The sequence below is a fragment of the Sphingopyxis sp. SE2 genome (assembly GCF_032227185.1).
Lineage (GTDB): Bacteria > Pseudomonadota > Alphaproteobacteria > Sphingomonadales > Sphingomonadaceae > Sphingopyxis.
Genome location: NZ_JAPMXW010000001.1, coordinates 2,158,786 through 2,183,497 on the forward strand (window position 1 = coordinate 2,158,786; position 24,712 = coordinate 2,183,497).

Annotated in this window: 20 protein-coding genes and 1 pseudogene; 7 read left to right on the plus strand and 14 right to left on the minus strand. The window is 62.3% G+C overall.

The window, feature by feature from the left end:
- Window positions 1-449: 449 nt before the first annotated feature.
- The 3 genes and pseudogenes from OVY29_RS10335 (at window position 450) to OVY29_RS10345 (ending at window position 3,656) form a co-directional block, all read left to right on the plus strand.
- Window positions 450-1,231, plus strand: a pseudogene (locus OVY29_RS10335) (IS5 family transposase).
- Window positions 1,232-1,257: 26 nt separating this feature from the next.
- The gene (locus OVY29_RS10340) at window positions 1,258-2,346 is read left to right on the plus strand and encodes a hypothetical protein (RefSeq protein ID WP_313911266.1); all 1,089 of its coding nucleotides are present in this window, start codon (window positions 1,258-1,260) and stop codon (window positions 2,344-2,346) included.
- 344 nt (window positions 2,347-2,690) lie between these two features.
- A complete protein-coding gene (locus OVY29_RS10345; RefSeq protein WP_313911267.1) occupies window positions 2,691-3,656 on the plus strand; it encodes a reverse transcriptase family protein in 966 nt (321 codons plus the stop codon).
- Here OVY29_RS10345 and OVY29_RS10350 read toward each other — a convergent pair.
- From OVY29_RS10350 to OVY29_RS10360, 3 genes are all read right to left on the minus strand, one after another.
- On the minus strand, window positions 3,653-4,582 hold the full coding sequence (locus tag OVY29_RS10350) for a HEPN domain-containing protein (protein WP_313911268.1): 930 nt from the start codon (window positions 4,580-4,582) through the stop codon (window positions 3,653-3,655). The two genes, OVY29_RS10345 and OVY29_RS10350, sit on opposite strands and share 4 nt — an antisense overlap.
- Before the next feature lie 78 nt (window positions 4,583-4,660).
- On the minus strand, window positions 4,661-4,984 hold the full coding sequence (locus OVY29_RS10355) for a DUF736 domain-containing protein (protein WP_313911269.1): 324 nt from the start codon (window positions 4,982-4,984) through the stop codon (window positions 4,661-4,663).
- A gap of 329 nt (window positions 4,985-5,313) precedes the next feature.
- Entirely contained in the window at window positions 5,314-6,552 is a 1,239-nt protein-coding gene (locus OVY29_RS10360) for a hypothetical protein (RefSeq protein WP_313911270.1), read from the minus strand.
- Between the two features lie 271 nt (window positions 6,553-6,823).
- Between OVY29_RS10360 and OVY29_RS10365 the strand changes: the two genes are divergently transcribed.
- The 4 genes from OVY29_RS10365 to OVY29_RS10380 all read left to right on the plus strand — a co-directional run bounded on the left by OVY29_RS10365 (window position 6,824) and on the right by OVY29_RS10380 (window position 13,340).
- Entirely contained in the window at window positions 6,824-7,405 is a 582-nt protein-coding gene (locus tag OVY29_RS10365) for an RNA polymerase sigma factor (RefSeq protein WP_313911271.1), read from the plus strand.
- The gene (locus tag OVY29_RS10370; protein WP_313911272.1) at window positions 7,402-8,358 is read left to right on the plus strand and encodes a FecR family protein; all 957 of its coding nucleotides are present in this window, start codon (window positions 7,402-7,404) and stop codon (window positions 8,356-8,358) included. Before OVY29_RS10365 ends, OVY29_RS10370 begins: the two co-directional genes overlap by 4 nt.
- Window positions 8,359-8,421: 63 nt before the next feature.
- Window positions 8,422-11,361, plus strand: a complete 2,940-nt coding sequence (locus OVY29_RS10375; RefSeq protein ID WP_313911273.1) for a TonB-dependent receptor — start codon at window positions 8,422-8,424, stop codon at window positions 11,359-11,361.
- Complete coding sequence (locus tag OVY29_RS10380) at window positions 11,355-13,340, plus strand: Atxe2 family lasso peptide isopeptidase (RefSeq protein WP_313911274.1); 1,986 nt, start codon at window positions 11,355-11,357, stop codon at window positions 13,338-13,340. Before OVY29_RS10375 ends, OVY29_RS10380 begins: the two co-directional genes overlap by 7 nt.
- A 78-nt stretch (window positions 13,341-13,418) precedes the next feature.
- On the opposite strand, the gene OVY29_RS10385 is transcribed toward OVY29_RS10380, so the two are convergent.
- The 11 genes from OVY29_RS10385 to OVY29_RS10435 all read right to left on the minus strand — a co-directional run bounded on the left by OVY29_RS10385 (window position 13,419) and on the right by OVY29_RS10435 (window position 24,526).
- Window positions 13,419-15,140: an asparagine synthase C-terminal domain-containing protein gene (locus tag OVY29_RS10385; protein ID WP_313911275.1), complete on the minus strand. Its 1,722-nt coding sequence runs from the start codon at window positions 15,138-15,140 to the stop codon at window positions 13,419-13,421.
- On the minus strand, window positions 15,137-15,799 hold the full coding sequence (locus tag OVY29_RS10390) for a lasso peptide biosynthesis B2 protein (protein ID WP_313911276.1): 663 nt from the start codon (window positions 15,797-15,799) through the stop codon (window positions 15,137-15,139). Before OVY29_RS10390 ends, OVY29_RS10385 begins: the two co-directional genes overlap by 4 nt.
- 45 nt (window positions 15,800-15,844) lie before the next feature.
- Window positions 15,845-15,982 carry a hypothetical protein gene (locus tag OVY29_RS10395; protein ID WP_313911277.1) on the minus strand — a complete coding sequence of 46 codons (138 nt, stop codon included), beginning with the start codon at window positions 15,980-15,982 and terminating at the stop codon, window positions 15,845-15,847.
- A gap of 97 nt (window positions 15,983-16,079) precedes the next feature.
- On the minus strand, window positions 16,080-16,703 hold the full coding sequence (locus OVY29_RS10400) for a GntR family transcriptional regulator (protein ID WP_313911278.1): 624 nt from the start codon (window positions 16,701-16,703) through the stop codon (window positions 16,080-16,082).
- A complete protein-coding gene (locus OVY29_RS10405) occupies window positions 16,700-17,605 on the minus strand; it encodes a phytanoyl-CoA dioxygenase family protein (protein ID WP_313912057.1) in 906 nt (301 codons plus the stop codon). The genes OVY29_RS10400 and OVY29_RS10405 overlap by 4 nt, the downstream gene beginning before the upstream one ends.
- Before the next feature lie 13 nt (window positions 17,606-17,618).
- The gene (locus OVY29_RS10410) at window positions 17,619-18,233 is read right to left on the minus strand and encodes an acyl-homoserine-lactone synthase (RefSeq protein ID WP_313911279.1); all 615 of its coding nucleotides are present in this window, start codon (window positions 18,231-18,233) and stop codon (window positions 17,619-17,621) included.
- A gap of 90 nt (window positions 18,234-18,323) precedes the next feature.
- A complete protein-coding gene (locus OVY29_RS10415; RefSeq protein WP_313911280.1) occupies window positions 18,324-19,058 on the minus strand; it encodes a LuxR family transcriptional regulator in 735 nt (244 codons plus the stop codon).
- Window positions 19,059-19,404: 346 nt separating this feature from the next.
- Window positions 19,405-19,908, minus strand: coding sequence for a hypothetical protein (locus OVY29_RS10420; protein ID WP_313911281.1), 504 nt, complete (start codon window positions 19,906-19,908; stop codon window positions 19,405-19,407).
- Window positions 19,908-21,110, minus strand: coding sequence for a phosphotransferase family protein (locus OVY29_RS10425; RefSeq protein WP_313911282.1), 1,203 nt, complete (start codon window positions 21,108-21,110; stop codon window positions 19,908-19,910). Before OVY29_RS10425 ends, OVY29_RS10420 begins: the two co-directional genes overlap by 1 nt.
- On the minus strand, window positions 21,107-22,036 hold the full coding sequence (locus OVY29_RS10430) for a hypothetical protein (protein ID WP_313911283.1): 930 nt from the start codon (window positions 22,034-22,036) through the stop codon (window positions 21,107-21,109). The genes OVY29_RS10425 and OVY29_RS10430 overlap by 4 nt, the downstream gene beginning before the upstream one ends.
- 87 nt (window positions 22,037-22,123) lie before the next feature.
- Window positions 22,124-24,526, minus strand: a complete 2,403-nt coding sequence (locus OVY29_RS10435) for a TonB-dependent receptor (protein WP_313911284.1) — start codon at window positions 24,524-24,526, stop codon at window positions 22,124-22,126.
- Between the last annotated feature and the right edge of the window lie 186 nt (window positions 24,527-24,712).

Sequence of the window (24,712 nt, forward strand, 5' to 3'; positions counted from 1 at the left end):
TAGCGGGGTGGCGTGCGATGCGCGCCAGTGCCTAGCCGCCGCCCCGCAAGGACAGCGAGCCGAGTGTGCCGCGCGGCCCCACATCAGCGCGACCCCTGACCGAGCCTGCGAGGTCAGTGCGCGCTCATCAAATGCCGCGCTCACCTTGCGCGCCCGGAGAACCAACTCGCGGGCCGTTATCTGCACCCCTCGTTCTGAGACCAATTGATCGGCATAGCAGGGAGCAATATTAGGTGAGACCGGTCGTCCTGCTGCACCTGACGAACGCGAGAGGTTCTTTTTGCTCCTAAGTGACACGCCACGTGGCCAGACCTGGCTTACAAATTTCGAACTCGCCGAACGCGAGAGCGCTGCAATGTTGCTCGACAGCCTCGAGCTAGGCCGTGTTGACAAAAGGGATTCCCAAACGGGTCTAGTTCTGATTCAGAGCTGTTTTTTGGGGAGCAGCCATGGGTCGCGGGGATTTGTCGGACGGGGAATGGGCGCTGATCGGACCGCTGTTGCCATCTGAGCGGGGACGCTGGGCGCGTCCGGCGGGCGACAACCGACGGTTCCTGAACGGGATGCTGCATGTTTTGCGGGTCGGCTGTCCCTGGCGGGACATGCACGAGCGCTATGGCAAGTGGAACTCGGTCTATGTCCGGTTCCGGCGCTGGGCCGAACAAGGGGTTTGGGATGGCCTGCTGCAAACGCTGGTCGATCTGGGGCTCACCGACGACTGGCAGCACATGATCGACAGTACCACGGTTCGCGGCCATGTCTCGGCAGTGGGCGGAAAAGGGGGGATGCTGCGAACGCTTTTGGTCGATCACGCGGCGGCTTTACGTGCAAGGTCCACGCCCGCTCGGACAATCAGGGACGCCCTCTCGGCTTCCTCCTGACCGGCGGTGAAGCATCGGATTACGCCGCCGCCGAACCGCTGATGAAAATCCCGGTCGCCAAGCCCAAGGCGCTGCTCGCCGACAAAGGCTATGACGGTGATCGCTTCCGCGAAAGCCTCTTGATCCAGGGCATCCTGCCGATCATCCCGCCGCGCTCGAACCGCAAGGCCCCCGAACATCCTGACTATCGGCGCTACAAGGATCGCAACCGCATCGAACGCATGTTCGGCAAACTCAAGCAGCAGCGACGCATCGCCACCCGTTACGACAAGACCATCCTGTCCTTCGAGAGCTTCCTCAACCTCGCTGCCGTGCGCCTATGGTTGAAGTCTTTTGTCAACGCGGCCTAGTCGGACAGGACTCGCTACAGATTGGCTTGTCGAAGCTGATCGAATCGCTCGTTGATGAGCTACCCAATCCTATCGCATTGGTCCCGGTGCGGGAGCTTGCTCCTGGGCAACGGTATTTCCAGCACGGCCGAGACGCCCCCGCTCGGCTCTTACTGTCGCAATCATTTCCAGGTAGCGAAGCGATTGTTGCAGCGATGCTCAACGGTGTTCGACGCGCCGCTGGTGCCAATCAACCGTTCGTCGGTGCACCAAGCCTGAAAAACATGCGTGGAGCGCGATGCCGTACAGTATTGTTAGTAGATGATTATTCGGGCTCGGGAGATCGAATCAAAAGCTTTTATCGGGGGTTCAAAGCGCACCCCACGTTGCGTAGTTGGCTGTCGTATCACCGGATTGAATATCACGTGGCTTGTTACGCCGCGACGCCGCACGCGCTGCGCGCTCTACAACGAACGTTCGGGCAAGACCGAGTCCATTTGTACAAGGTTTGCCCGACGATCGCGACGCGCACTTGGGACGAAGACCGTGTCAAAGGCGTCAAAAACCTTTGCGAGAAGTATGCCTCGTCAGCGATCCAATGCGCGCCCCTTGGTTACGGCAATTCTGGCGCCCTACTGGCTTTCTCGCACAGCGCACCCAACAATCTGCCAGTAATATTATGGCAGATGTTTCGCGCGGGAAGCACCAAATGGTCTCCTTTTTTCCTCGATAAGGGCATTCCTGACGACGTTCGCATGCTATTCGGTATGCCCGATGTCGACCGGCAACGCTTATCCGCCGTGCGTCAGTTACGACAGCCAAGGCTGTCACTGATAGATTGGAGCCAGTTGCCCTCCCGAGACACACAGAACGCGATGCTGGTGCTTGCCGCAATTGCCCGCCGCCCCCGTGATCGGCATTTTGTTGCGCAATTAACGGGCCTGTCTCTGCCTGAGGTACGCCGGGCAACCGATCTCTGCACCACACTTCGCCTGATCGACAGAAGCCTTCATCTGACTGATCGCGGTCGCGCCGAAATTCAGCACGCAAAAAAAGTAATGCTACCTGGAGACGATTTCCTATTGAACGGAAGTGATGTACCCTACTATCCACGGCAGTTGCGGGCGGGGCGTTAACAGCTAGCGTTGCCGGCGGGTAACCGCCGGCGTCCATCCGGTGAACCGGCGGCCGGGTGCGTCGCACTCGGCTGGTAAAATCAGCCGCCATTCGCGCCGGCGAGAAGCAAGACTTCCTCTTTCGGGGTCTCAAGCCGTCTCGCTTCTCGTCGTCACGGGGGTGACCAAAGTAGATGATTAGTGCCTCGCCCCACCAGTATCGCGCGTCGGCACTCGAGAGGGGTCTATCTCAGCAGACTGTAGAACGAGCCCTTAGCCAAGCTGAGCAAGCGGAACAACGAGGCGTTCCGGCGATCTTGACACTGCGACATCTCGCTCATGTCACAGGTGCCGACTACAGGTACTTGAGGAAGATCATTTCACGCTCGGAGGATGGCTATAACCCGTTCACCATTCGTAAGAAAGCGGGCGGCGGACGTTTGATAGCTGCTCCCGAGCCGCAGCTCTTGGGCGTGCAGCGCTGGATCTCACGAAACATCCTCGCAAACCGCCCTGTTCATTCAAGCTGCATGGCTTATGCGCCTGGAGCATCGCCATTGAAATGCGCCAATCGCCACGTTGGCGCGCACTGGCTGTTCAAATTTGACATTCACGACTTTTTTGAGAGCATCTCCGAAGACCGCGTCTATTGGGTTTTTCGCTCGTGCGGCTATCAACCGCTTGTTGCCTTCGAGCTGGCTAGAATATGCACTCGAGTGCATTCACCATATGCGCAAATTCCACGAAGGTGGCGGTCGCACCGTGTCCACGGCCCGGCAGAAATCGAGGCTTATAGCGACGACCGCTTGGGTCATCTGCCTCAGGGCGCTCCGACCAGCCCGATGCTATCAAACTTGGTCAGTGCGCCCATGGATGACCTTCTGGCTAAGCTGGCTCGAGAGCGCGGTCTTGTATACACCCGATATTCCGACGATGTCGTCTTTTCGACCGGTTCCCAAATTACTCGGCGTGAAGTGCGCAACCTCGTCCACGACGTGAATCGCGGGTTCCATTCCTTCGGCCATATTCTGCATCGCAAGAAGATCGTTATTGCGCCGCCAGGCGCGCGCAAGCTCGTGCTTGGGCTTCTTGTAGATGGCGACGAGGTGCGGCTGTCGCGGGAATACCGCAACAGGCTAGAGTCCCATGTTCGAGGAATCGAGATATTCGGTTTGGCGGAGCACGCTGCTTCGCGTCATTTTGCATCGATTTGGGGCATGGTCCGACACGTAGGCGGCTTGATTGCGCACGCCACGGCAGTTGATCGATCCTACGGCGAGGCGCTTCAACTTCGCTTTTCGACCGCACTTGAAGCTTTGGGATGGAATTAGCTGGCGGCCCGCGCGGTTTCTTCTAGCGCGCGAATTCGCTCGGCACAAACGACCTCGACTAGTTCTGCAAGCATTTCCACTCGAGACCCGAGCCAAACAAGCTCCTCTTCGGATATCCGGTAATGCTTGGAGTAGCGCGCCTTGATGTATGCTTCCTTGAGCTTTTCGAAACGCGACCGGTCCGCTTTGGTCTCTCGCGGCCAAACCTCGGCAAGTCGCTCTTCAAGCCGCTCGGCCTGCGTTCGCAGGAATGCCAAATTATGGACATGCGGAGTGTAGAAGCTGCAGACCAAAAGCGCGCAATGGTAATATCGTTCGGCTGCCTGATGGAGCTCGAACGCGGCCTTTTTTACTCGCCCTCTCTCGAGATTTGAGCGAAAGTCATCAGCGAACTCGCCTGCGCTTGGGAACCACTCATCGAAATATTCCTGGGCCATCTCAAGCGCGGCATGCGGCGTTTTCGGCTGCGGCTCGGGCAACTCATCATCAACCGCCTGGTAGATCGCGATCCCGTCGCGGGCGACGTCCATGAAGAAATAGCGCCCTTGCGACAGCCCCGCATTTACCTCGCCAAGGCTGTGCACGATGAAATTCACCGGCGTACGCAACGTCTTCGTCACCGACAGCTCACGGATCAGCCGGTCGTCGAGCTTCGACCAATATTCCACGCGATCGGTCAGCCGATCGTCGTTGACGACGATCAAGAGATCATAGTCCGACTGGTAACCCTTCGCTGTGTGTGGCTCGTCGACCCAGCCGCCGCGGGCGTAGCTACCGTAGAGAATGATCTTGGAAATCCGCCCCTTGCGCTTCCAGTCCTGCGTGGCCAGCCCGAGCGTATCCTCGAACTCTTCGAAGATGATCTGGACGATCCGCTCGAGCTCACGCTGCTTGTGGGGTGGAAGATGATCGAGGCTGCTGCGCATTGCGTGTCACCCTATCAAGGTGCGGAGTCCCTTGCACCCGAAGATTGAACCGGGCGCGGATGAACCCCGCAATCTTGGTCAGTCGGCGGGATTCCATAGCAGCGCGTAGACATCCGGATTATCTTGACCCGCTGCGCGGCCGAGGTTCGCGTAGATGCGCCGCGGCCCGAACTCCGGCGCCTCTAGGGTGAGCGAGACATAGAGCTTGCCCGACGCTTCGCTCCGACGAAGCCAGCCGGCACCACATTCTACCCCGTCGGACCAGACGCGATAGTCGGGTTGCACGTCGCCGTTCTTGGAGGGATTGCGACGGATTTCGATGGGAACGCGGATCGTGATGGTTGTGAGCTGGCCGACGTAGCCCTTCTCCATTGTTCCGCTGACAAGACCGATTGCCGCCATGATGATGCTCCTGCAGGGCCCGAGACCATTCCGGGGCGCCGGCGCCAAAGGAACGGCCGCAGACCGCTGCGCACCCGCAGGGCCGAAGCGTCAGCGAAGGACGGTGCTGCGGCCCCTTTTTGGAGCGAAGCGGCCGCGAGGAGGTCGCGCGAGCGACCGGGGAAAAAGGACCGCGGCACCGTTGCGTCCCGGGTTGCGGGCGTTCATCAGCCGGCCCGTTCCGAATGGTCGCGGTCCGTGGAGTGGCTTGCAATCAAGTTCGCGAGAGCGCGCAGAGTCAAGGATGCGGATATAGGATCGGTCCCGAACGCTCGCGAGGAAGGCTGCAATCATCGAAAGCCGTAGCTGCCGAGCAGAAGCCGGATGTTTTCCGGGGTTAGTTCATAAACCTGCCGTGAAACGAGCGCGCCGTCAGGATGTGCTTGAATGTGCTCACCGCTTTCGATGTCGTAGTAGTTAAGAGCGACTTCAGCGGGCCATGGGAATTTGGAATCAAATGGTATTTCTGCATACGGATTGAAGTAGACCTGAAGCCCATCCAAATGGGTTTCGCGATGCAACGAGGAGTGCTGGATTAGGAAATCTGCACCCGCAATCTTACACTCGTCCTCCTGCCGATACGTGAGGAGGTAGTCCAGCGCGCCGCGCTGAAACCGGTGCGTCCCTGCCCGCCAAAGTTCCGAACCGGGCGGAATTCGATATTTATCGATCGACCTATAACGAGTGCTCCGTACGAGCCTTTCAATTTCGCTCTCGACGACTGCCTTTCCAAAAGTTCCGACAGTGGAGAAGAAGACGGCGCTGATCTCTTTGGAGGTATCGTTCGTGAAGATGCCCATTTCGACCCGCGCACCCGAAGGCTTCGCGAGAGAGGTAATCTTGTCCTGCATTCCTTGCGCGGGCCCCTCTAGCGCCGGCGGCGCCAAGCCAAATAGAACCATGTTGATGAGTTCATTGTTCTGGGTGAGGGAAAGGTCACTATCGAAGGGCGCGATTGCAATGACAAATGGGCGGCCACGCACATGGCTCATCGAAGAATATGGGTGCTTCTTTCCCTTGGCTCCTCGGTAAAGGTCCAGCTTGTCCCTGATCTTCCCAGCAAGTTTCAGCGCGCCACGGGTTTTGAAATCTTGCTCGCCAGGAGCCTCGCGCTGCTTCAAGGCCTGAGGCCGGTCTGAAACGACAGCCTCTATGTTGAACTCGTAGTTTCCGGGACCTCGGACAAAGAAGTCCGGCGCAGACTTCGAAAAATCGACACGGCATCCCAAATCGATCAGTGCCCGGTTCAGATAGAGTTCCCACATCGAGGAATTAAACGTCGTCTGAAATTCCTTGATGAACTTCTGGCTCTCTCCCCGTCGCTCCAGCAGGCCGGTCGCCCAACCTTGAATTATGGGCTGGACGTTTGTGTAGTCAGGATTGGCCGAGATGAGGCGATAGCTCTCATGGAGTCTTTCTTTCCCCAACCGCGGAGTAAACAAGTCCAACATTAATGTGCCGTTCGTTGTCCTGAGGCGCACATCGCGCCATTCACTCCCACCTTTCCTCATCTCTGCGCGTGCGACCATCGCTAAATTGAATCGATTTGGTTCAATCTCCTCGCCGCAGGCTTGCCCTGACGTTACGTCCGGCTATGCTGGAGTGGCATCGGGCAAGCAGGCGCGCGATGCCGAGTTGTAAGAAGCTCGTTCGGAAAGCCTTGTGAAATTCCCATCCTTGCCGGGTGGCCGTTGCGTATGTCCAAGCCCTCGGGCCAAAGGCGGCGGCACATATTTCCGAATATGTTCTTACCGCCCGGCTTTGGCACGCTGCCTCCGCCCGACCGGAAGGCGATCGGGGATGGATTTCGACGACGAGAAGAAGCGCGGGCCGGGTCTCGGCAGCAGCGAGGCTTTGCCGCCGGCCGACTGGACGGGCTTCGGCGGCGCCAGCGGAATGGAGGCGCTCTATGCCGAGCATCGAGGCGAGCTCACCCGCTATCTCCGCCGTCGCGCACCTCGTCAGGATGTCGGCGATCTCGTCCAGGAGTGTTTTCGCCGGCTCGCGGCCAAGGACAGTTTCACCCGCGCCCTGATCGCACAGCCAGGCGCCTATCTCGTGCGAACCGCTCGCAATCTTCTCACCGATCGCGCGCGCACCGACGATGTGCGGCTGCAGGCGCACCATCACAGCTTCGAGGATGACGACATCGCAGGCCCCGACCCCCACGCCGCGCTCGAAGCCCGCGAGGCGCTGCGCCGCGTCGAGCGGGCCATTGCCCGATTAAAGCCCCAAACTGGTTCCATCTTCATAATGCATCGCTTCGATGGCCTGAGCTATGAGGAGATCGCTGATGCGAAAGGAATCACAGTGAAGGGCGTCGAGTGGCATATCGCACAGGCGATGATCGCGATCCGCAAGGCACGGGCCGACCATAAGTGAGCGACCCCGATACCGAGGCCGCGTATTGGTTCGCGCGTATGCGCGCGCCCGACGCTGATGCCGACACGGCAGATTTCGAGGCCTGGCGCGCCGAGGCCGAAAATGCCGCCGCCTACGCCCGAGCCGAAGACAATTGGCTGCTAGTGGGCGGCGTCGCGCCCGAGCATCTCGCCGCGCACCGCGCAGCATCCGCCACGCGCGCGCGCTCATCCGCCGGATGGGCGCTTGCCGCCGCGCTGGTCCTCGCCCTCTCGCTCGGCTTCGCATGGATATTCCTCGGCAATCGCAGCAGCGAGCCGATCGTCGCCGAGACTTCGACCGGCGAGATGGTGCTCGAAGATGGGACCCGCGTCGCCCTGATGGATGGCGCGAAAATTGATCCCAAATTCAGCCCCGGCGAGCGACGCGTCATTCTGACCGGGGGACGCGCCCGATTCACCGTCGCGCATGATGCCACCCGCCCCTTCCGGGTCGAAGCAGCCGGAAGCGAAACGACCGCGCTCGGAACGATATTCGAGGTCGACCTCCGGGGCCGCGAGCCGGTCATCCACCTCGTCGAAGGATCGGTGGAGATTCGTTCCACCGCGATGCCTCGCGCGCCCCTCCTTCTCCGTCCCGGCCAGCGCGCCACAATCGCAACCGATGGACCGAAGCTCATCGAGCCGGCGGCAAGCTCCGCACCGGTCGCCATGGCGCCACCCGCTGGAAGTCCGGAACCGCCCAGCCTTCTCGTCGCCGACAATCTTCCGCTAGGCGCTGTCATCGATCGCGCAAATCGCGTCAACGCGGCGAAGATCGAGATTGCCGATGTCGCTAGCGGCAACCGGCTGGTGAGTGGACGGTTCGACGTCGCCGATGCAGGATCGCTCGCCCGCAAGCTCGCGGCCGCCCTCGATCTCGATGTGGAGGATCGCGGCGACAGCTATCTGCTGAAAGCGAAAATAAAAAACTAGGGGAAATTTCCCCCTCCACGTCTTGCCCCCTCAGACGGCCATGCAGGCCGCTGGGAGGGAAGAATGCAAAAGACACTATTGGCCGCAGTGTTGGCGGCGGGCTGCGCGACGGGCGCGCTGATTTCGGCACCCGCGCACGCGCAGACCGAGCAGCGAAGCTTCGACATCGCGGCACAGCCGCTCGGCGACGCGCTGCGCAAATATAGCGATGTTTCGGGCCGGCAGATTATCTACGCGGCTGAGTTGGTACAGGGTCGTCGTTCGAAAGCGGTACGCGGGCTGATGTCGAGCGACGTGGCACTTACCCGCATGCTCGCGGGAACCGGCCTCAGCGTCGAACTCGTCGACGGCACCCTGGTTTTGCGGGCGGGAAACGGAGATGCGGAGGAGCCCAGCTCGACTGAGGCTTCTTCGAACGAAGCAATTATCGTTACCGGCTCGCGCATCCGGGGGAGCGGGCCTGCCGGATCGCCGCTCATCGCCGTCGACCGCGACGCGCTCGATCGCAGCGGCAGGACGACGCTTGCCGACTTCATCCAGACGATTCCGCAGAATTTCTCGGGCGGTCCAGCCGAAGCGAATGTCGGGACCTCGGCGCGTGGCAACGCGGCGAGCAATATCGGCTATGGCACCGGCATCAACCTTCGCGGCCTAGGGACCGGATCGACACTGACCCTGATCGACGGCGCGCGCCCCGCGCTCGGCGGCGCTTCGGGTGCGTTCGCCGACATCTCGATGCTGCCCTCGCTCGCGGTCGATCGTCTCGAAATCCTCACCGACGGCGCCTCGGCAATCTATGGGTCGGACGCTGTCGCCGGCGTCGTCAATGTCCGCCTTCGTGGCCGCTTCGACGGGGCCGAGACCCGGCTCCGGGTCGGCACCGCCGATGGCGACTATGGCGAGTATCAGCTCGGTCAGATCGTCGGCACCGGCTGGGCGACCGGTCACCTCGTTGTCGCCGGCGAATATTATCGGCGCGGCCATCTCGGATCGGAAGAGCGGGCCTTCGCGACCGAGGATCTGCGGCCCTTCGGCGGGCCCGACCTCCGGTCCAACTTCAGCAACCCCGCCACCATCGTCGCGGCCAACGGCCAACGCTTCCTGATTCCGCGTGGCCAGGATGGCACCGCGCTCACGCCTGCGCAACTCATCCCGAGCAGCGATTTCCGGCGCGGCGATGCACGGCGCAACGTCGACATCCTTCCGAAGCAGGAGAGCATCAGCTTCTACGCGAGCGGCGAGCAGCAACTCGGCGACCATATCAGCCTGTTCGCGCGCGGCCTATATGGCAAGCGCGACTTCGAAGCACGGCGACGAGTGATCGGCGTGTCGCAGCAGTTCGTGACGCCCGACAATCCTTATTATGTCGACCCGATCGGCACCGGCGAAGAGATCATGGTCTATTATGATCCGACCGCAGACTTCGGTCCCGAGGGTGTCCGCGGCACCGTCAAGGCGCTCAACACCAGCTTCGGCGCGCGCGCCGATATCGGCAGCTGGAATGTCGAGCTGTCGGGAGGCTACGGGCAGCAACGCGAGGGCTATGACGGGGTCAATATCGTCCACCTGCTCCGTCTCGCCCGCGCGGTCGCCGCAAGCGATCCGGCACAGGCGATCAACCTCTTCGGTGACGGCGCGGTCAACGACCCGGCGCTGATCGACAGCCTGCGGGGCAGCATCACGGTCCGCACGCGTTACAAGAACTGGAACGCGGCCCTGCGCGCCGACGGCACGCTCTTCGCCTTGCCTGCTGGGGATGTAAAACTGGCGATCGGCGCGGAATATCGCCGCGACAGCCTCGACTATCTGCAAAGCTTCGACCTCGTCACCGACGGGCCGCTCAGCTTCGGAATCGACGGTCTGCCCGACAAAAGGATCGTGAAAGCTGTCTATGGCGAACTTGCAATCCCGGTCTTCGATGCGGGCGACAGCTTCCCGGGCTCGCTCAACATCTCGGCGGCAGGCCGATATGAGGATTATTCGGACGTCGGCGACACCGCCAATCCGAAGTTCGGCGCACGCTGGGAGCCGCTACCGGGTCTTGCGCTTCGCGCCTCCTACGGACGATCGTTCCGAGCCCCCTTCTTCGACGAGCTCGTCGGGACCGCGAACGCGCTCTATCAGACGTTCCGGCTGAACGATCCATCCTCGCCGACCGGTCAGACGGCGGTTCTCCTGCTCCTCGGATATCGCCCCGACCTCGGGCCCGAGAAGGCGACGAGCTGGACGGCCGGTCTCGATTTCGAACCTCGCTTCCTGCCCGGCGTGAAGCTCAACCTCACCTGGTTCGATATCCGCTATCGCGACCGCATCGCCACGGCGACCAGCTTCCTCCAACAATTCCTCGTCCGCCGCGATATCTATGGCGGACTGATCGACGACACTCCGGATCCGGCGGTCGTCGCGTCCTACTTCGCCGACCCGAGCTTCTCCAACCCGATCGGGATCGGCCAAGGCGAGGTGATGGCGATCGTGGACGCGCGAACGCGGAACCTTTCGCGCTCGACGGTACAGGGGGTTGATTTCGATCTGGCCTATACGGAGCCCCTCGCAGACGGCAGCATCAACCTGTCGATCGGCGGCACGCGGCTGTTTACGATCGACAACCGGATCACCGATACAGCACCACGCAACAATGTCGCGGGCACGCTCGGCGCGCCGGTCAAGCTTCGCCTGCGCGGTCGCGCAGGACTGGTACTCGGCGATTTCGACGGCGGGGTCGCGGTCAATCACGTCGCGAGCTATCGCAATCTCGGGGTGACGCCCGCCGAACGCGTCAAGAGCTGGACGACGGTCGACCTGCAGCTTGGCGTCCGTATCGGAGACCGGTCCGCGGCGAAGGACGGGCGCTCGTTCCGCCTCGCCTTCAGCGTGAACAATCTGTTCGACAAGGATCCTCCCTATGCGCAGTTCCGCTCGACGGGCGTCACCATCGGCTACGACCCCGAGCAGGCCAGCGCGATCGGGCGCAGCTTCGCGCTCCAGGCGATCATCGGATGGTGATGCTCGCATCGCTGCTCGTGTCGGCAGTGCCTGCGGCGGGGGCGCCAGATCAAACCCGCGCACCCATCACTGCCCGCGACCTCACTGAAGTCGCCGACATCATGGGCCCGAGCCTGTCGCCCGATGGCGAGCGCGTGGTCTTCCGCGTGTCGCGCCCTTCGGTCAGCGCCAATGATACGCGCCTCGACTGGTATGTGGCCGAGGTCGGAGGCGGGACGCCGGTTCATGCGGGGAGCGCCGGCGCCGTCCGGCATGACGGCGCGGGATCGGTAGCCGAGCAGACGCCGGTCTGGGACCCAGATTCCCGTGGCTTTCGCTTCCTTGCGCTCGCCGAGGGCGCAGTCGCGATCTGGCACTGGCGCGCGGACACCGGCCTCCAACGCGAGATCGTCGATCCCGCCGACATCATAGACTTCGGCCTATCACCCGACGGAAGGACGCTGCGTTACTCGACGGGGGCTACGCGCGCCGAGGTCGCGGCCGCGGAGAAGGACGCCTATGAGGAAGGCGTTCTCGTCGACGACGGGGTGGATCTCGGCCAGGCAGTTGCCGGCGGCAAGATCGAAGACGGTCGCCGCATATCGCAGCGATGGAACCGCAATTGGTTCGACCGGGCGCGCATCCTTTGGGATGCGCCAAAGAAGGAGACCGTCGTCGACCTTGGTGGCGTCGGGGCAGCGGCCGCTCCTGAAGTGCCTGTTCCAGCCCGTGCCGGGCAAGACCGGACGATTATCCTCGAAGACGGCGGGACGGCATCGATCGATGCGAATGACGGCGCGCGCCACCTGACGGTTACGCGCGCCGATGGCAGTCAGATTCAATGCCGGGCAGCGGTTTGCCGGTCGCCGAAACTCGCGGCGATCGCCGTGCGCCCGGGCCACGACATGCTCATCCTGTTCGAGAGCGAAGCCGGCGCGCGCGAAAAGATATGGCTGTGGCGCATCGGCGATCGTGCCGCGCGCTTCCTCACGACGACCGATGGCGCCGAACGCACGCCGATCTGGCAACCACGCTGTGCCATCGCGCGCGCTGCGCTTATCTGTGCGGAAGCCGCCCCCATTGCACCGCCGCGTCTCGTCCGTATCGCCTTCTCCGACGGACGGCGCCAGACCATCGCAGATCCCAACGCAGACCTCAGGGCACGCATTGAGGCAGTTGCGATCCCAATGCGCTGGACGAATGGGCATGACGGGGTTTTGCTTCGACCGGCCAAGGCCAAAGGTCCCTTGCCGCTCGTGATCCAATATTATCGCTGCGCCGGATTCCTCAAAGGCGGGGTCGGCGACGAGATTCCGATGCTCCCGCTCGTCGAGAATGGGATTGCGGTGCTGTGCATCAATGCCAGGCAACCGGCCGAAGGCGCGCCGATGGAAGCTGGATATGAGCTGGCCCTGAAAGCGATCGACGAGGCTATCGAAGACCTTGCGGCCCGCCAGCATATCGATCGCGCGAAGGTCGGGATCGGCGGGCTCAGCTTCGGATCGAGCGTGGCTCTCTGGGCCATCCGCAAGAGCAAGCGCTTCGCGGCCGCGACGATCTCGTCGGGGCAAGTCGGGGCACATTATTATTGGTCGAACGCCCTCCCTGGCCGCGGTTTCGAGGAGACGTTCCGGCAATTCTGGCAGGCCGGCGATCCCGACACCGACCCCGAACGCTGGCACATCCTGTCGCCGGCCGCAGATGCCAAGGTGATCGACACGCCGCTCCTGATGCAGGCACCCGAGTCCGAGGTTCGCAATCTTGTTGAGCTCAACACGAAGCTGAGGCTCGCGGGCAAACCCGCCGAACTGTTCGCCTTCGCCGACGAGATTCACATCAAATATCAGCCGGTCCACAAGCGCGCCGTCTATGAACGCAACCTCGATTGGTATCGATACTGGATGAAGGGTGACGTGGATCCCGATCCCGCCAAGCGGGCACAATATGTCCGCTGGCACCGTCTTCGCGCGGGGCAGTCCTTGCAAGCTCCCGTGCGCTAGGTTCGTGCCGGGCGCCGTTCCCCGGCGCGCGCCCGGCACGGTCTTTGGCCGATCGCCTTCATCCTGGCAGCGTGATGATCACCTCGCGAACCCTCCATCGCCGGCAACCGATCTGGCCCATCCCTCGATGTCCGCAAATTGTAGAATGCGCAGCATATCCGTCGTGTCGGCCCGCTCGCGTCCAGACAGTTTTGCTCCGATCGCATCGACATCGAGCAGCCCTGCGCCCGCCAGCCAGCCATTCAGCAAATGACCGGCCAATCGGCTCCGGTTCTGCTCGAAGGCGGGCAGGAACATCGACAGGATCCGGCCCTTGCTTCGTCTGTTCAGGACAATCTCGGGCAGCTCGGCGCGAAACGCCTCGCGCGCGAGGGCCCTATTGACGCCCCCCTCGCCCCACTGCCAGCTCGGCACGCCAAGGCCGTATTCGATGAGCGGCTGCGCGAGCAGCGGGGCGATCTTCGGCAGATGCTGCGATCGGCCATATCCGTCGAGGAATGGCTGGATCGGCAATATCCCGAGGCCATAGCGCCGGATGCCCGGCGGAAAACATTTGGCATCGTCGAACCAGGGATGGCCGGGCCTTGGCGAAGCGTGGCGCCGCGACAGCAGATGCTCGTCGACCGGCCAAAGCCGGATTCCGCGAATATAGCCGCGTAATCCGTGGCGAAGCGCACTCCAGATATTGTCATCCATGATGCGCGCCTGGTCGCGCGCGGCGCCATAGGCCGCCCGCAGGCCCCGATAGTGAAAGGCATCGAGCGCCGGCGCGATCGAGGTCTGGTAGCCGAACGCTCCATCGCCTGCCGTCCCGGAGAATATGGCGTCGGCGCCGAACTCACGCGCCGAGGCAAGAAGTGCGAGGTCGGTCGGGGCGATCAGCCCGAAGCCGCCCGGCCGCACGCGCAGCGCCGCGGCCGCGGGGATCGGATCCGCCGGCTCTGGCGATAGCATCAGCTCGGCTAGCGGCGCCCCTATCCCATCGGTAACGGCTCGGGCATAAGGCCGCTCGTCGCCATCGGGTTCAGCGGTGACCATCGTGAGCGCCCGCCAGGGGTCGGTGCGATCGGCAAGGCAGACAGCGACGATGCTGCTGTCGATCCCGCCGGAGAGCTCGAGCTGGATGCGCGCAAAGCGGCCGCTCCAGGCGCGAACGCAGTTCCGGACGATGCCGGCGAGTTCGGCGGGATCGGCGCGGACCGGGGGCTCGGTCGCATAGTCCCAGGGAAGCCAGCTCGCAGGCCGGCGACCCGGACGATCAAGCCTCGCTATTTCGCCGGGCAGGATTTCGGCCACGCCTTCGATGCCGGCGCGCGGTGCGCGAAGCAGCGGGTAACGCAGATAGGCGTCGATCGCTCCCGCGTCGGGGCGGTCGAGCGCAAAACCGAGAGCGCGGGCCAAGCCAAGGTCTGTAAAGGCGCAGTGCGCAGTAACGGGAGCGCCAGAGCCCACCTTGCTTGCGCAGAAAATGGCCGGTCCCGTCAGCGGCGCGCGAAGGATGAATACCTGCTCTTCGGCGTCTACCCAAGCCAGGATATAGTTGCCCCACAAGTTCCGGATCGCCCAGGCGCCCTCGCTTTCGACGATCTTATCGGCCGCGTCGGCGTCAAGAACGGGGCATGGTGCATATGTCTCGCGGTGAAATGCATGACCGACGAGTATCGCCCGGCCCGAGTTCGACAGGATCGTGGTTTCCTTGCCGATGATCCGCGCTGGCCCGATCCGCGCAAGTTCGACGATGCCGCCGGGAAGAGTCGGCGTCGGACCATCGAACTGAAAGAAGGCGATCGCGAGCGTCACAGACGGAACACCGGCGTATATTCGCCAACCGTGTTGAGCGTGTCAGACAGAAGCATGTCGCCGCGCTGCACCCAGGCATGCGCGAGGAAGGGCGCGAGCCGGACCCCGAAATAGACATCAGCATCGATTCCGCGGCGCCAAAGAATGCAGGCCAGGGTAAGGCTGTCGGGTACGCACAAGGTCTTGGCCGGCAGGAGGAGCCGACCGTCGGCGAAGCCCTGCGCGTATTGCAACGCGGCCTGCTCGACATCGTTCGGAGGCTTCCGGTTCTGATAGCGCAGGCGCAGGCGCTGCCATCGCGCGAGCGTCTTCTGCAGCCCGAGAAAGCGCAAGCAAAGGCTCGCTTGCGCACGAACAAAGGCAATTTCAGGCCAACCGATCCGACGGCCGTTGGCTTCCACTTCAAGCGCCGATCGGGAGAGCGGTTCGGCAACGACTGGTGCGATCGCAGGCCCGGTGCCTGTCCCGATGAGACGGCGCCTCACCAAGGCGCCAATACCCACTCCGTCGACCAGTCCCGTGCCCTCGATACCGGCCGAGCGAAGCGCCGAGGTCTCCGCGGCCGCGATCATGAAATAGCGATCGGTGCGCAGATCGAGCGCAACGGCGCGATCGTCCACAAACCCGAAGCTGACATGAGGCAGGAGATGATAGTCCATCGGCCAAAGAGGGCGCGGCGCTGGCGCGGCGCGCCCTCCGGTCCGTCATTCGGCGGAAATGCCGCCGCCCAGTCCGAACTGGACGCCATCGGCTTCCGGCCGACGGGGGATCTGGCCGAGCGTTTCGGCGCTCGCGACGCCCAGTTCTTCGATGCCGTCTTCGACGATGTCATTGCGGTCCATGGGACCCTCCTTGGTTGATGCCGCGGAATTGCGGCAAGGTCAAAGCTACGCCTCTGATTTGGAATAGGAATTTTATAGTTTTGCTATAGCCCGAATGTTATCGTAGCGGGTCGCTGCGGGGCCTCACCGCCGCCGCGATGCGCCCGGCTTGCCGAGTGCGCCGGCGATGGAAGGTCGTGATTTTGCTGCGCAAAGCTGTCCAGCGACCGAACCTGTAATCCTCCTCCATCGCGGCCAGCGTGACGCGCGATGCAGGGTCGATACGAAGCTCCGCGGAGCGAAAAGCCCTACTTCGCTCGACGAAGTTCACGATGGCGTAGCGAAGTTCGCGATTTGAAGCCCCGACCGCGATGACCCCAAACAGCGAATCGACCGCTTCGGGATAAGGCTCGATCTTTTGCAGTTCGCTAAGTCCGGCCCGGAGGTTAGGCGAAGGCTGCCTGCCCTTCAGCGCGAGTGCGAGGAGCATGCCGCCCCATTCGTAAAGATCGACAAGGTCTGCCTCCGTCAGCAAGGGCTGTCGAAACCCTTCCTGGTGCCAGCTATCGACGATACGTTCTCCGGACAGACGGTGGAGCGCATCGCGCACCGGGGTCGCGCTCGCGTCCATCGCGCGCGCCAATTGCCGAGGGTCAAGCCGAGTGCCTGGCGGATAGGCGCCGGTCATGATGCGCACCTTGAGGTCGATATAGACCCGCTCCATCGTGGCGCCCGGGCTCATGCTGCCAGCGCCCCCTTACCGCTCCTGCGCTGGCCAGCGACATGGTCCGCGAGCAGCACGGCTTGATCGGGCCGCAGCGCGTCGATCGCCGCCAACGGTTCCTCGGGATAGCCGCCAAAGAGCACCGATGGACATTGCCCCTCGAAATTGCCGAGATTGGGACGGTGCTGAGCATAGCCCGCGAGCGCCGCGAGATCCGGCGAGAAGTCCCTCGCGATTTCGGGCGGATAGGCCAGCCACTGGTTTTCATAGGGCTTGAGCCAGCCGAGACAGTAGCTGACGATAATCCCGCGGCGAACGCTGCCGCTCCTGTTCTCGCCGGCGCCGTGCAGCGTCGACCCCAAGAAGACGATCGCATCGCCGGGCTCGGCGGTCGCGACGACCGCCTCCTCCTTCGGATCTTCGACCAGGGCTTCGACCCCGTGGCTCCTCGGCCAGATCAGCGTCGCCCCATTTTCCTCGGTGAACGCGGTAAGCGGCCACATGACGTTGACGAGATACTCGACCTCGCCAAGCGCCCCCGCCCACATATCCTGATCCCTGTGCGGGAACTGCGCTAGCGCGCCTGGGTGCAACTCGATCGCCTGGGCAAGATTGAGCTGGATTCGCTCGCACCAGTTGCCGAGCGCCAGTTGGGCGAGATCGAGGATCGCCGAGTTCATGACAAGATCGGCCATGTGCGGCGATCGGATCAGCAAACGCCCGAAGCGCTTCGTGCGCCCGCCGTAGAAACCGCCCTCGCAAAAGGGCGTTGCGGCATATCGTGGCCCGAGGTCGTCGGCGACATGCCCGATCAGCGACGGCGAAACCGCGCCCCGGAGGATGGTATAGCCCTGATCCATCAACTCGTGGCCGGACGCGGAACGGGGAGCGGAGGCGTCGAGCGCGGCGGGATTGATCATCATCACCCCCTCCTCACGCTGCGCAGGCGGTCGAGGCCGCCGCTGCGTTGCCGACGATTCCGGCGTCGGCGAGCTTCGCGACGGTCGAGGTGTCGATGTCGATACGAAGCGCAACGAGCGCCTGCCCGCGGTGAAGGGCGGGTTCGCCGAGCAAGCGACATTCCCAGCCGAAGGTCTGAATCTGGCGGAACCAGGGAAGCTCAGCGACGCCGGTATAGGTGCGAATGTCGTTAGCGAGCGCGAACTCGGCGAGCCCGACGACCAGCGCATCGCGCGCGATCCGCCGCTGCTGTGCGCCGATGCCGGGCGACAGGCAGAATCGGGTGATTTCGAGGACGTCCGCGCCCTGCGGAACCTCACCGGCAACAAGCCCCGGAAACAGGCTGTCGAGAAGCGCAGGCCGGGTGGTGAGGAGCAGCCGCGCCGAAGCGAGATGCTCGCCTTCCGTATCGGTCACGATGAGATAGGTCGCTTCGGTATCGTCGAAATGGTCGAGCTCGAAGCGATCAGCAAGTGCGGGAATATCCCATTTCAGAAGATCGATGAAGACGCGTTTGCGCGTCTCGAACATCGTGCGCATCGCCTTATGCTCAAGCGCCCGGTTGGTGGAATCGACTATCAGCAGCATGGATTTGCCTCCGTTTGAAAAGAGGCGTTCCAATTGAAGGGCTTTTCGCCCCCACACCATAGCATGATAGGGGGGTGTCGCCGATTATTCTCAACGCTTGGCGATGTCCTCGAAGCTGATGTCTCCGTCGTAGAGCGCCCGAACCGTCAGCGTGATGCCGCCGTTCGCCTCGTAGCGCTGCCGCGCGTTGCGAAGATGCTCGCGCACCGTGTCCGGACTAAGGCCGAGCCTCAGACCGATCCTCCGGACCGACTCGCCCTTTGCCGACCAGATCAACGCCTCGCGCTGCCGGCGGGTTAGACGAGGGCCAATATGCGCTAGATCGGGATAGGCGATCAGGCGCGCCGCATCGAAGGCGGGTCCGCCAATCATCCGCGCGAATTGCAGCGCGTCGGCGCTCGCAACGGCGCCCGGTTTCCATGCGAACGAAACGGAGCCATGCGCATGGCCCGGAAGATGGGCGGGCACCGTGAGCCCGTCGCCGATGCCGTGCCGGCGCGCCTCGGCGAGTATCATGTCGTCCTCGGGTCGCTCAGTCTTCATATTGTGCCAAAGAAAACCCGACATGCTGCGCTGGCTTTCGCGGTGGACGGGGTCGGTGACGCCGAGCCGTTGTTCGTCAAACCAAAGCGCCCATTCTTCCGGGTAATTGTGGACGCGGACGCCCCGGTCCGGAGCTGCCAGGAAGTCGATATGATGGCTGAGCGCGAACCAGGAGCAGCCCATTCGCGCGCATGCTTCCTGCAAGAGATCCGCGAGGCCTTCCCTATCCCTCACTCGTGAGACGTCGAGCGCAAAGGCATGCGCAGCGTCAATCGTTGGCATTGCGACCCATGGCGCGCCGACCGGCGTTTCCGACCCGTCCGGTCCGCTCGCCCCTCGTCAGTGCCGGCAGCCATGCCCTCTTACAAGGCTGGCCGACCGGCAACGGCCGATCGCCGCTGGTCAAGGCGATCCTGGGAGAATCCGAAATTGCGGGCCAAACCCATATATTTCAAATATATTCGAGAGATAGAACCAGACTGAGGCAATCTCGTCATTCGTCTGCAGGTGCGCCAGCCCCTAAGGTTCGCGCCGAGGTACGTCGATAACCATTTTTCTCATGGCCAATATCGGCCTCGGAAACGGGATATTCGCAGAGCGCGACAGATAGCCGGCGAAGGAGAAGGGCTTAGCGGCTCTGCAATTGCTCTTCGACAGGCGTAAGCTTCGCCGCGCCGCCCTCGAAGCCCATTGGCTCGACCCATGCGCGTTCGCGTTTGAGTTGCACGCTTGCAAAGGCCAGGACCCGGTCGTGAACGGCCTGCGAAAGCGATTCGATTCCGGACGTGTGACCCGCTTCGATCAATATCGCGATTTCGCGGCGCAACGAACGGGTACGCGTCACGAGCGACGCCTCGTCCCCAACCGGTTCGGCGAACGCCGACGCCGGCAGACTCACCTTCGCCTCGGAGATAAGCGCCCGCAACTCACCAGCGAGGGCGGCGTGCCGGCGGTGCTCGTCTTCGTCGAACTTCGACTGCAGCGGCTCGCGCAGTCCCATGATGTCAAGAAAGCCGATCGCCAACTTGAGCTGCTCAGCCGCAACCTGCTGGTTCTCGTCCAGGGCGGGAAGGACTACGTCGCGCAGCGTCTTGGCGATGATCGGCATGAGAAATTCAGGGCGGAGTTCCATTATCCGATCCTCCCGAGGATTTCGCGGGCCTCGTCGAGGTTCCGATAGGCGAAAGCGGAAAGCCAGGCGACCGTGAGATCCTGGTGCGTCTTGCCTCCGGCAGCGGCGCGAATGCAGGTGCCGAGAATGATCACGGCCGCGCGGTAGCAGAAGAAGACTCTGTAATAGTCGACCTTTCGACGGTCGACCGGCAAACCGCTCTCACGTTCATAGGTCTCGAGCATTTCCTCGATCGGCATGAGGCCGTGGGCGAGATGGGTGCGGCCGTCTTCGCTCAGGTGGCCCATATTTTCGACGGCGAAAAAGCCGAGCTCCTGATGCCGGTCGCCGAGATGGGCGAGCTCCCAGTCGAGCCAAGCCGTAATTTCTCCGCTCTTCTCGTCGAAGAGAAAATTGCCCGAACGAAAGTCGTTATGCGTGAGCGAGATGCGGTCAATCGCGGGCATATTTCTTTTCAGCCAGTGGGCGAGTTCCGTGACGAACGGGACATCCTCGTTGCAATCCTCTTCCCAGACCCTTGCCCAATGGTTGAGATTCCACTCGACGGCCTCGGTTCCCGGGCTGGGCCGGTCGAATGATGGCAAATCGCCTTTGGTCCAGTCCCACCGGTGCATTCGCGCCATGTCTCGAACAACCGCCCTGCCCAAACCTGCACGGAAATGCGGCCCGAAATTGATCCCGATGCCTGTCACCGAGCTTGTGATGCCGCTCGGCTTGGTCACCCCGTTCACGAAACCGCAGATAAGCGCGGGATACTGCATGTGGCGCGCGTCCGGGTCCGCCCAATAGGCGGCGGGAACGGGCAGGACGCCCTGCATGGCGCGGAGAAGCTCAAACTCACGGCGCCGGCTCGTCTCGACCGCCGATTCGGGAGGCTCCATGCGCAGGACCAGCCGTTCGCTGGTCCTGCCCTCGCCTGGCTTGTCCCATCCGAGGGTGAAAGCGATCTGGAGCTTCGAGGCGCCGCCGGCCAGCCATCCCGCATCACTAAGCGAAAATTCGCCTTCGATTTCGTGCCGCAAGAAGGATTGAAGCGCCTCGAGAATGTCGCCGACGGCGAGCGGCGCATAGCCCGGCCCGCTCCGGCGTTCCTGCTTACCCGTCAGGATGCGGTCCCATTCGCGCTCGGTCGGAAATTTCGCGCGCACGGCCTCGATCCACTGCGGCGGGGGGCAACTTTTATCGACAGGCAGCAACATCATATATTCTCGTTGTTTCCGGCCCACGGAAGGCGGAAGCCGCACTCGCCGAGGCCGTAGCCGAGTGTGCCGTCCGCAAGACGATATTCCATCATATGCTCGGTTACCACGAAGGTATCGAAGGGGAAGGTCCAGCGAAAAATGCGCCGGCTGGTGAATTCATGCGTGTCCCCGTCTGCATCGGTAACCTGCCACTCGCCTGTGCGCATCGTGATATCATCGTCTTCGAACTCGATCCGCTCGCGAACGTCAGTGACCGCCAGCCACCGGCCGTCCTTGCCGACCATTCGCATCCAGGCGTCCTTGCCGGTCGTCGAAAAGCCGTGAACGGCCACGATCGAGAGGCCGTTATCGAAGATGGGCCACGCCAGGCGGTAATGGCGCATATAGTCCCAGTTTCGGGGTCCGACCGAGAGATCGCGAAAGCCCTTCGCGTCGATCGGGATCCGCTCGCCGTCGCGGAGCGTGATGGAGCCCGTCACGCGGCAGGTTCCCTCGGGATGATAGTGCGACATTTCCTTCGCAAATCCATCGTCGCCGCCGCCCCCCGTCAGTTCGATGCTGTCGGTCATCGGCAGGATCGCATCCCATTCGAGCGCGACCTTGAACTGGTCGTTGTCGAACAAGACTTCGGCCTTGCGAAGCGGATCGATCGATCGAAGGGTTACGTCCGCGATCGTGAGCCCCCCCGTAAGGCGCTCGCGCGTGTAGGGCAGATTCATGTTGAGCCGCGTGAAGAGCGGCCGCCCGTCGCGAAAGAAGATGAACCAGAGATTGGCCTCCTTCCGGTTCTCGAGGATTCCGACGCGAATAAATCCTCCGGTTTGCGCCGCGGGGTCGTAAAAATTGAAATAGAAGCTCTGATTCCAATCGGGATGCTCGTTCGCCGGACAATAGCCTTCAGGGTCAAAATTCTTCGGGTAATTCATCGATGATGCCTTTTCTTTATCCGGCAGGGAGCGGGCGGACCCATCCTGGAGAGCTTGGGTGATCCCCGCATCCCTGCCGTACCGCCTTCAGCGGGTCTTGAAGGATAATGTGACGCCGTAAGTCGCCGGCTTACCGGCAAACCGGCCAGCCGAGTCCCCCGAGGGAATCACCGCAGTCCAATAATATTCGTTCAGGATATTCTTGCCCCAGACCATGACGCGCCAAGCACCGTCGGACCCCTCATATCCGAGCCGCGCATCGACGGTTGCGTAGCCATCGTTGCGAAACACATAGGTAACGCCGGGCCGCACAACGGTCGTCGGACCCGCGGGAAAGACCAGCCGACTGCCGCCCAGCGCCGAGTCCGAGGCGGACCGGGCATTAAGGGTCAAGCCGGCAAAGGGGCCTCCCGAGCCATCGCCGTTCAGGCGATAATCGAGGTTGAGCACGCCCGACCATTTTGGCGTAAATGGCAGATCGTCCCCGACGAAGCTGTCCGGCAGGCCCAACACATTATAGTTGTAGGGCGCCGGCGGCCCTTGCTGCACCCGCGAGTTGAGGTAGGTAACGCCGCCGCCGATCGTCAGTCCTGGCACCGGGCGTAGGGTGACGTCGGTCTCAAATCCGTAGATGCGCGACTTTGGCACATTCGCGAGCGTGTCGAGGGTCCCGAAAATATCGGGTGTTTCGATCAGTTTTCCGCGAATCTGCTTGTCGCGATAATCATAGTAGAAGCCGGCGGCATTGAATTGTACGGCCCGATCGGCAAGCGTGGCCTTCAGGCCGGCTTCATAGGCGGTTACTTCTTCCTGAACCACGGGCTGAAGTGAAATATAGGAAGCCGCCGCGAGACTTGGAAAGCTGCCGGCCTTGTACCCGCGCGAGACATTTGCATAGACAAGGACATCGTCGCTGGCCCGATAATCGATGCCGGCACGCCACGATATATTATCTTCCGAAAGACGCTGAACGATGGGCGGGCCGTTGGTAAAGGCCTGGGTGAAGGTATAGCAGGCGCTCGGCGACGTTGTGCCGAAGATCTTGTCCACATTGCCGCCCGGAATTGTCGATCCGCAATTCACGTCGTCGATGCGCGAATTGGTGTAGCGCGCCGCAGCTTTAAGCGTGAATTGCGCCGAGAGGTCATATTCAACGCTGCCGAAAAAGGCGTAGTTGCGGATATCCTGCCGGTTGGTGACCTCCGAGGCGTTGATATAGAAGAGCGCCGGATTGTAATTGCTGTTGTGAAAATAGCGCAGGAGCTGATTTTCAAAGGTGCGGCTGTCCTCATAGTTTGCACCGACCAGCCAGCGGAATGTCCCGGTCGCCCCGTTGGCAAGTCGCAGTTCCTGATTGAAGGATGTGATCGTGCCATTGCCCTTCTGGAGATCGAAGGTGACCAATGTGTTCCCATCGCCGTCGGTGCGCTGGTCCTGATCATAATCGATATAGGAGGTCAGAGCCGTCAGCGTGACATCTGCGCCAAGTTCAAGATCGGCGCGAAGGGCCGCCTGGAGGAACCGCTTGTTCGACCGCGGATCGAAGACGGTCGGCCGCGCTGTTCCAGGTACGAGCGAGCCATCGGGATTGACCGTGCCCGTCGCGGGGTCCGTTACCAAGGTGCTCCAGTCCGCCGCGCGCGCGCGATCCGGCACGAACACCGAACTGGCGGCGAGAAAATTGGCCGCGGCGCCCGCAGGTCCCACAGTGCGGATCGCGATCAGTTGCTGCGCTTGCGGCTCGGACTTGTCGCGCCAACCGTTGAGGTTGAGCGACAGTTTGAAGGTATCGGAAATATCGGCATCCAAAAGAAGCCGTCCGGCGACGTAGCTCGTGGCGCCGTTCCGGTCACCGGGCCGCGTGATGCTGTACTGCCAGCCGTCGGAATTGGCGCCGGTCACCGAAAGCCGCGCTCGCAAGCCTTCCGCGATCGGACCGCTGACGAAGGCGGTTCCGTCGATCGCGTTGAAGCGACCGAAGCTGATATCGCCCCCGGCCTCGAACCTGTCGGTCGGCCGCGCAGCGATATAGTTGATCGCGCCGCCAGTCGAATTCTGCCCAAACAGCGTTCCCTGCGGTCCCTTCAGCACCTCAATACGATCAAGGTCATAGGCCGAATGGCTGGCCAGCGCCGGAAAGGGTAACGGCGCCTGGTCGATATAGACGCTCACCGCAGGATAGACGCCAAGCGAGCTTTCGTTGAAGCCGATACCGCGGAGAGTGTAGATCGGCGTGTTGGCCGTACTCGCAGCAAAGCTAAGGCCGGGTACCGTCGAGGCGATGTCCTCGAGCGAGGTGATGCGCCGCTCGGCAAGTTGATCGCCGCTCAAAGCGGTGATCGTCGCACCCACGTCATTGAGATTCTGTTCACGCTTGTTCGCCGTTACCACGATCTCGTCGGAAGGCGGCGACTGGCTCTCCTGCGCAAAAACCGCAGACGTGTGACACAGGGCGGCGATCGCCGCCCCTCGCAATAGGCTGTCCCTCATCACTATCCCCTACCCAAAGATGTTTTTTTGGTATGACCTTGAGGTATCATGATGTCGATATTAGTCAAGTGGTTTACGACTTTTGAGCATCCAACGAGATAGGCGAGCCCGTTCAATACCTTAGAGGCGGAGCGCGCGTCTTTCGGTCGAGGTCATTAAACGGGTTGCGAGCCATCGTGAGGCGAA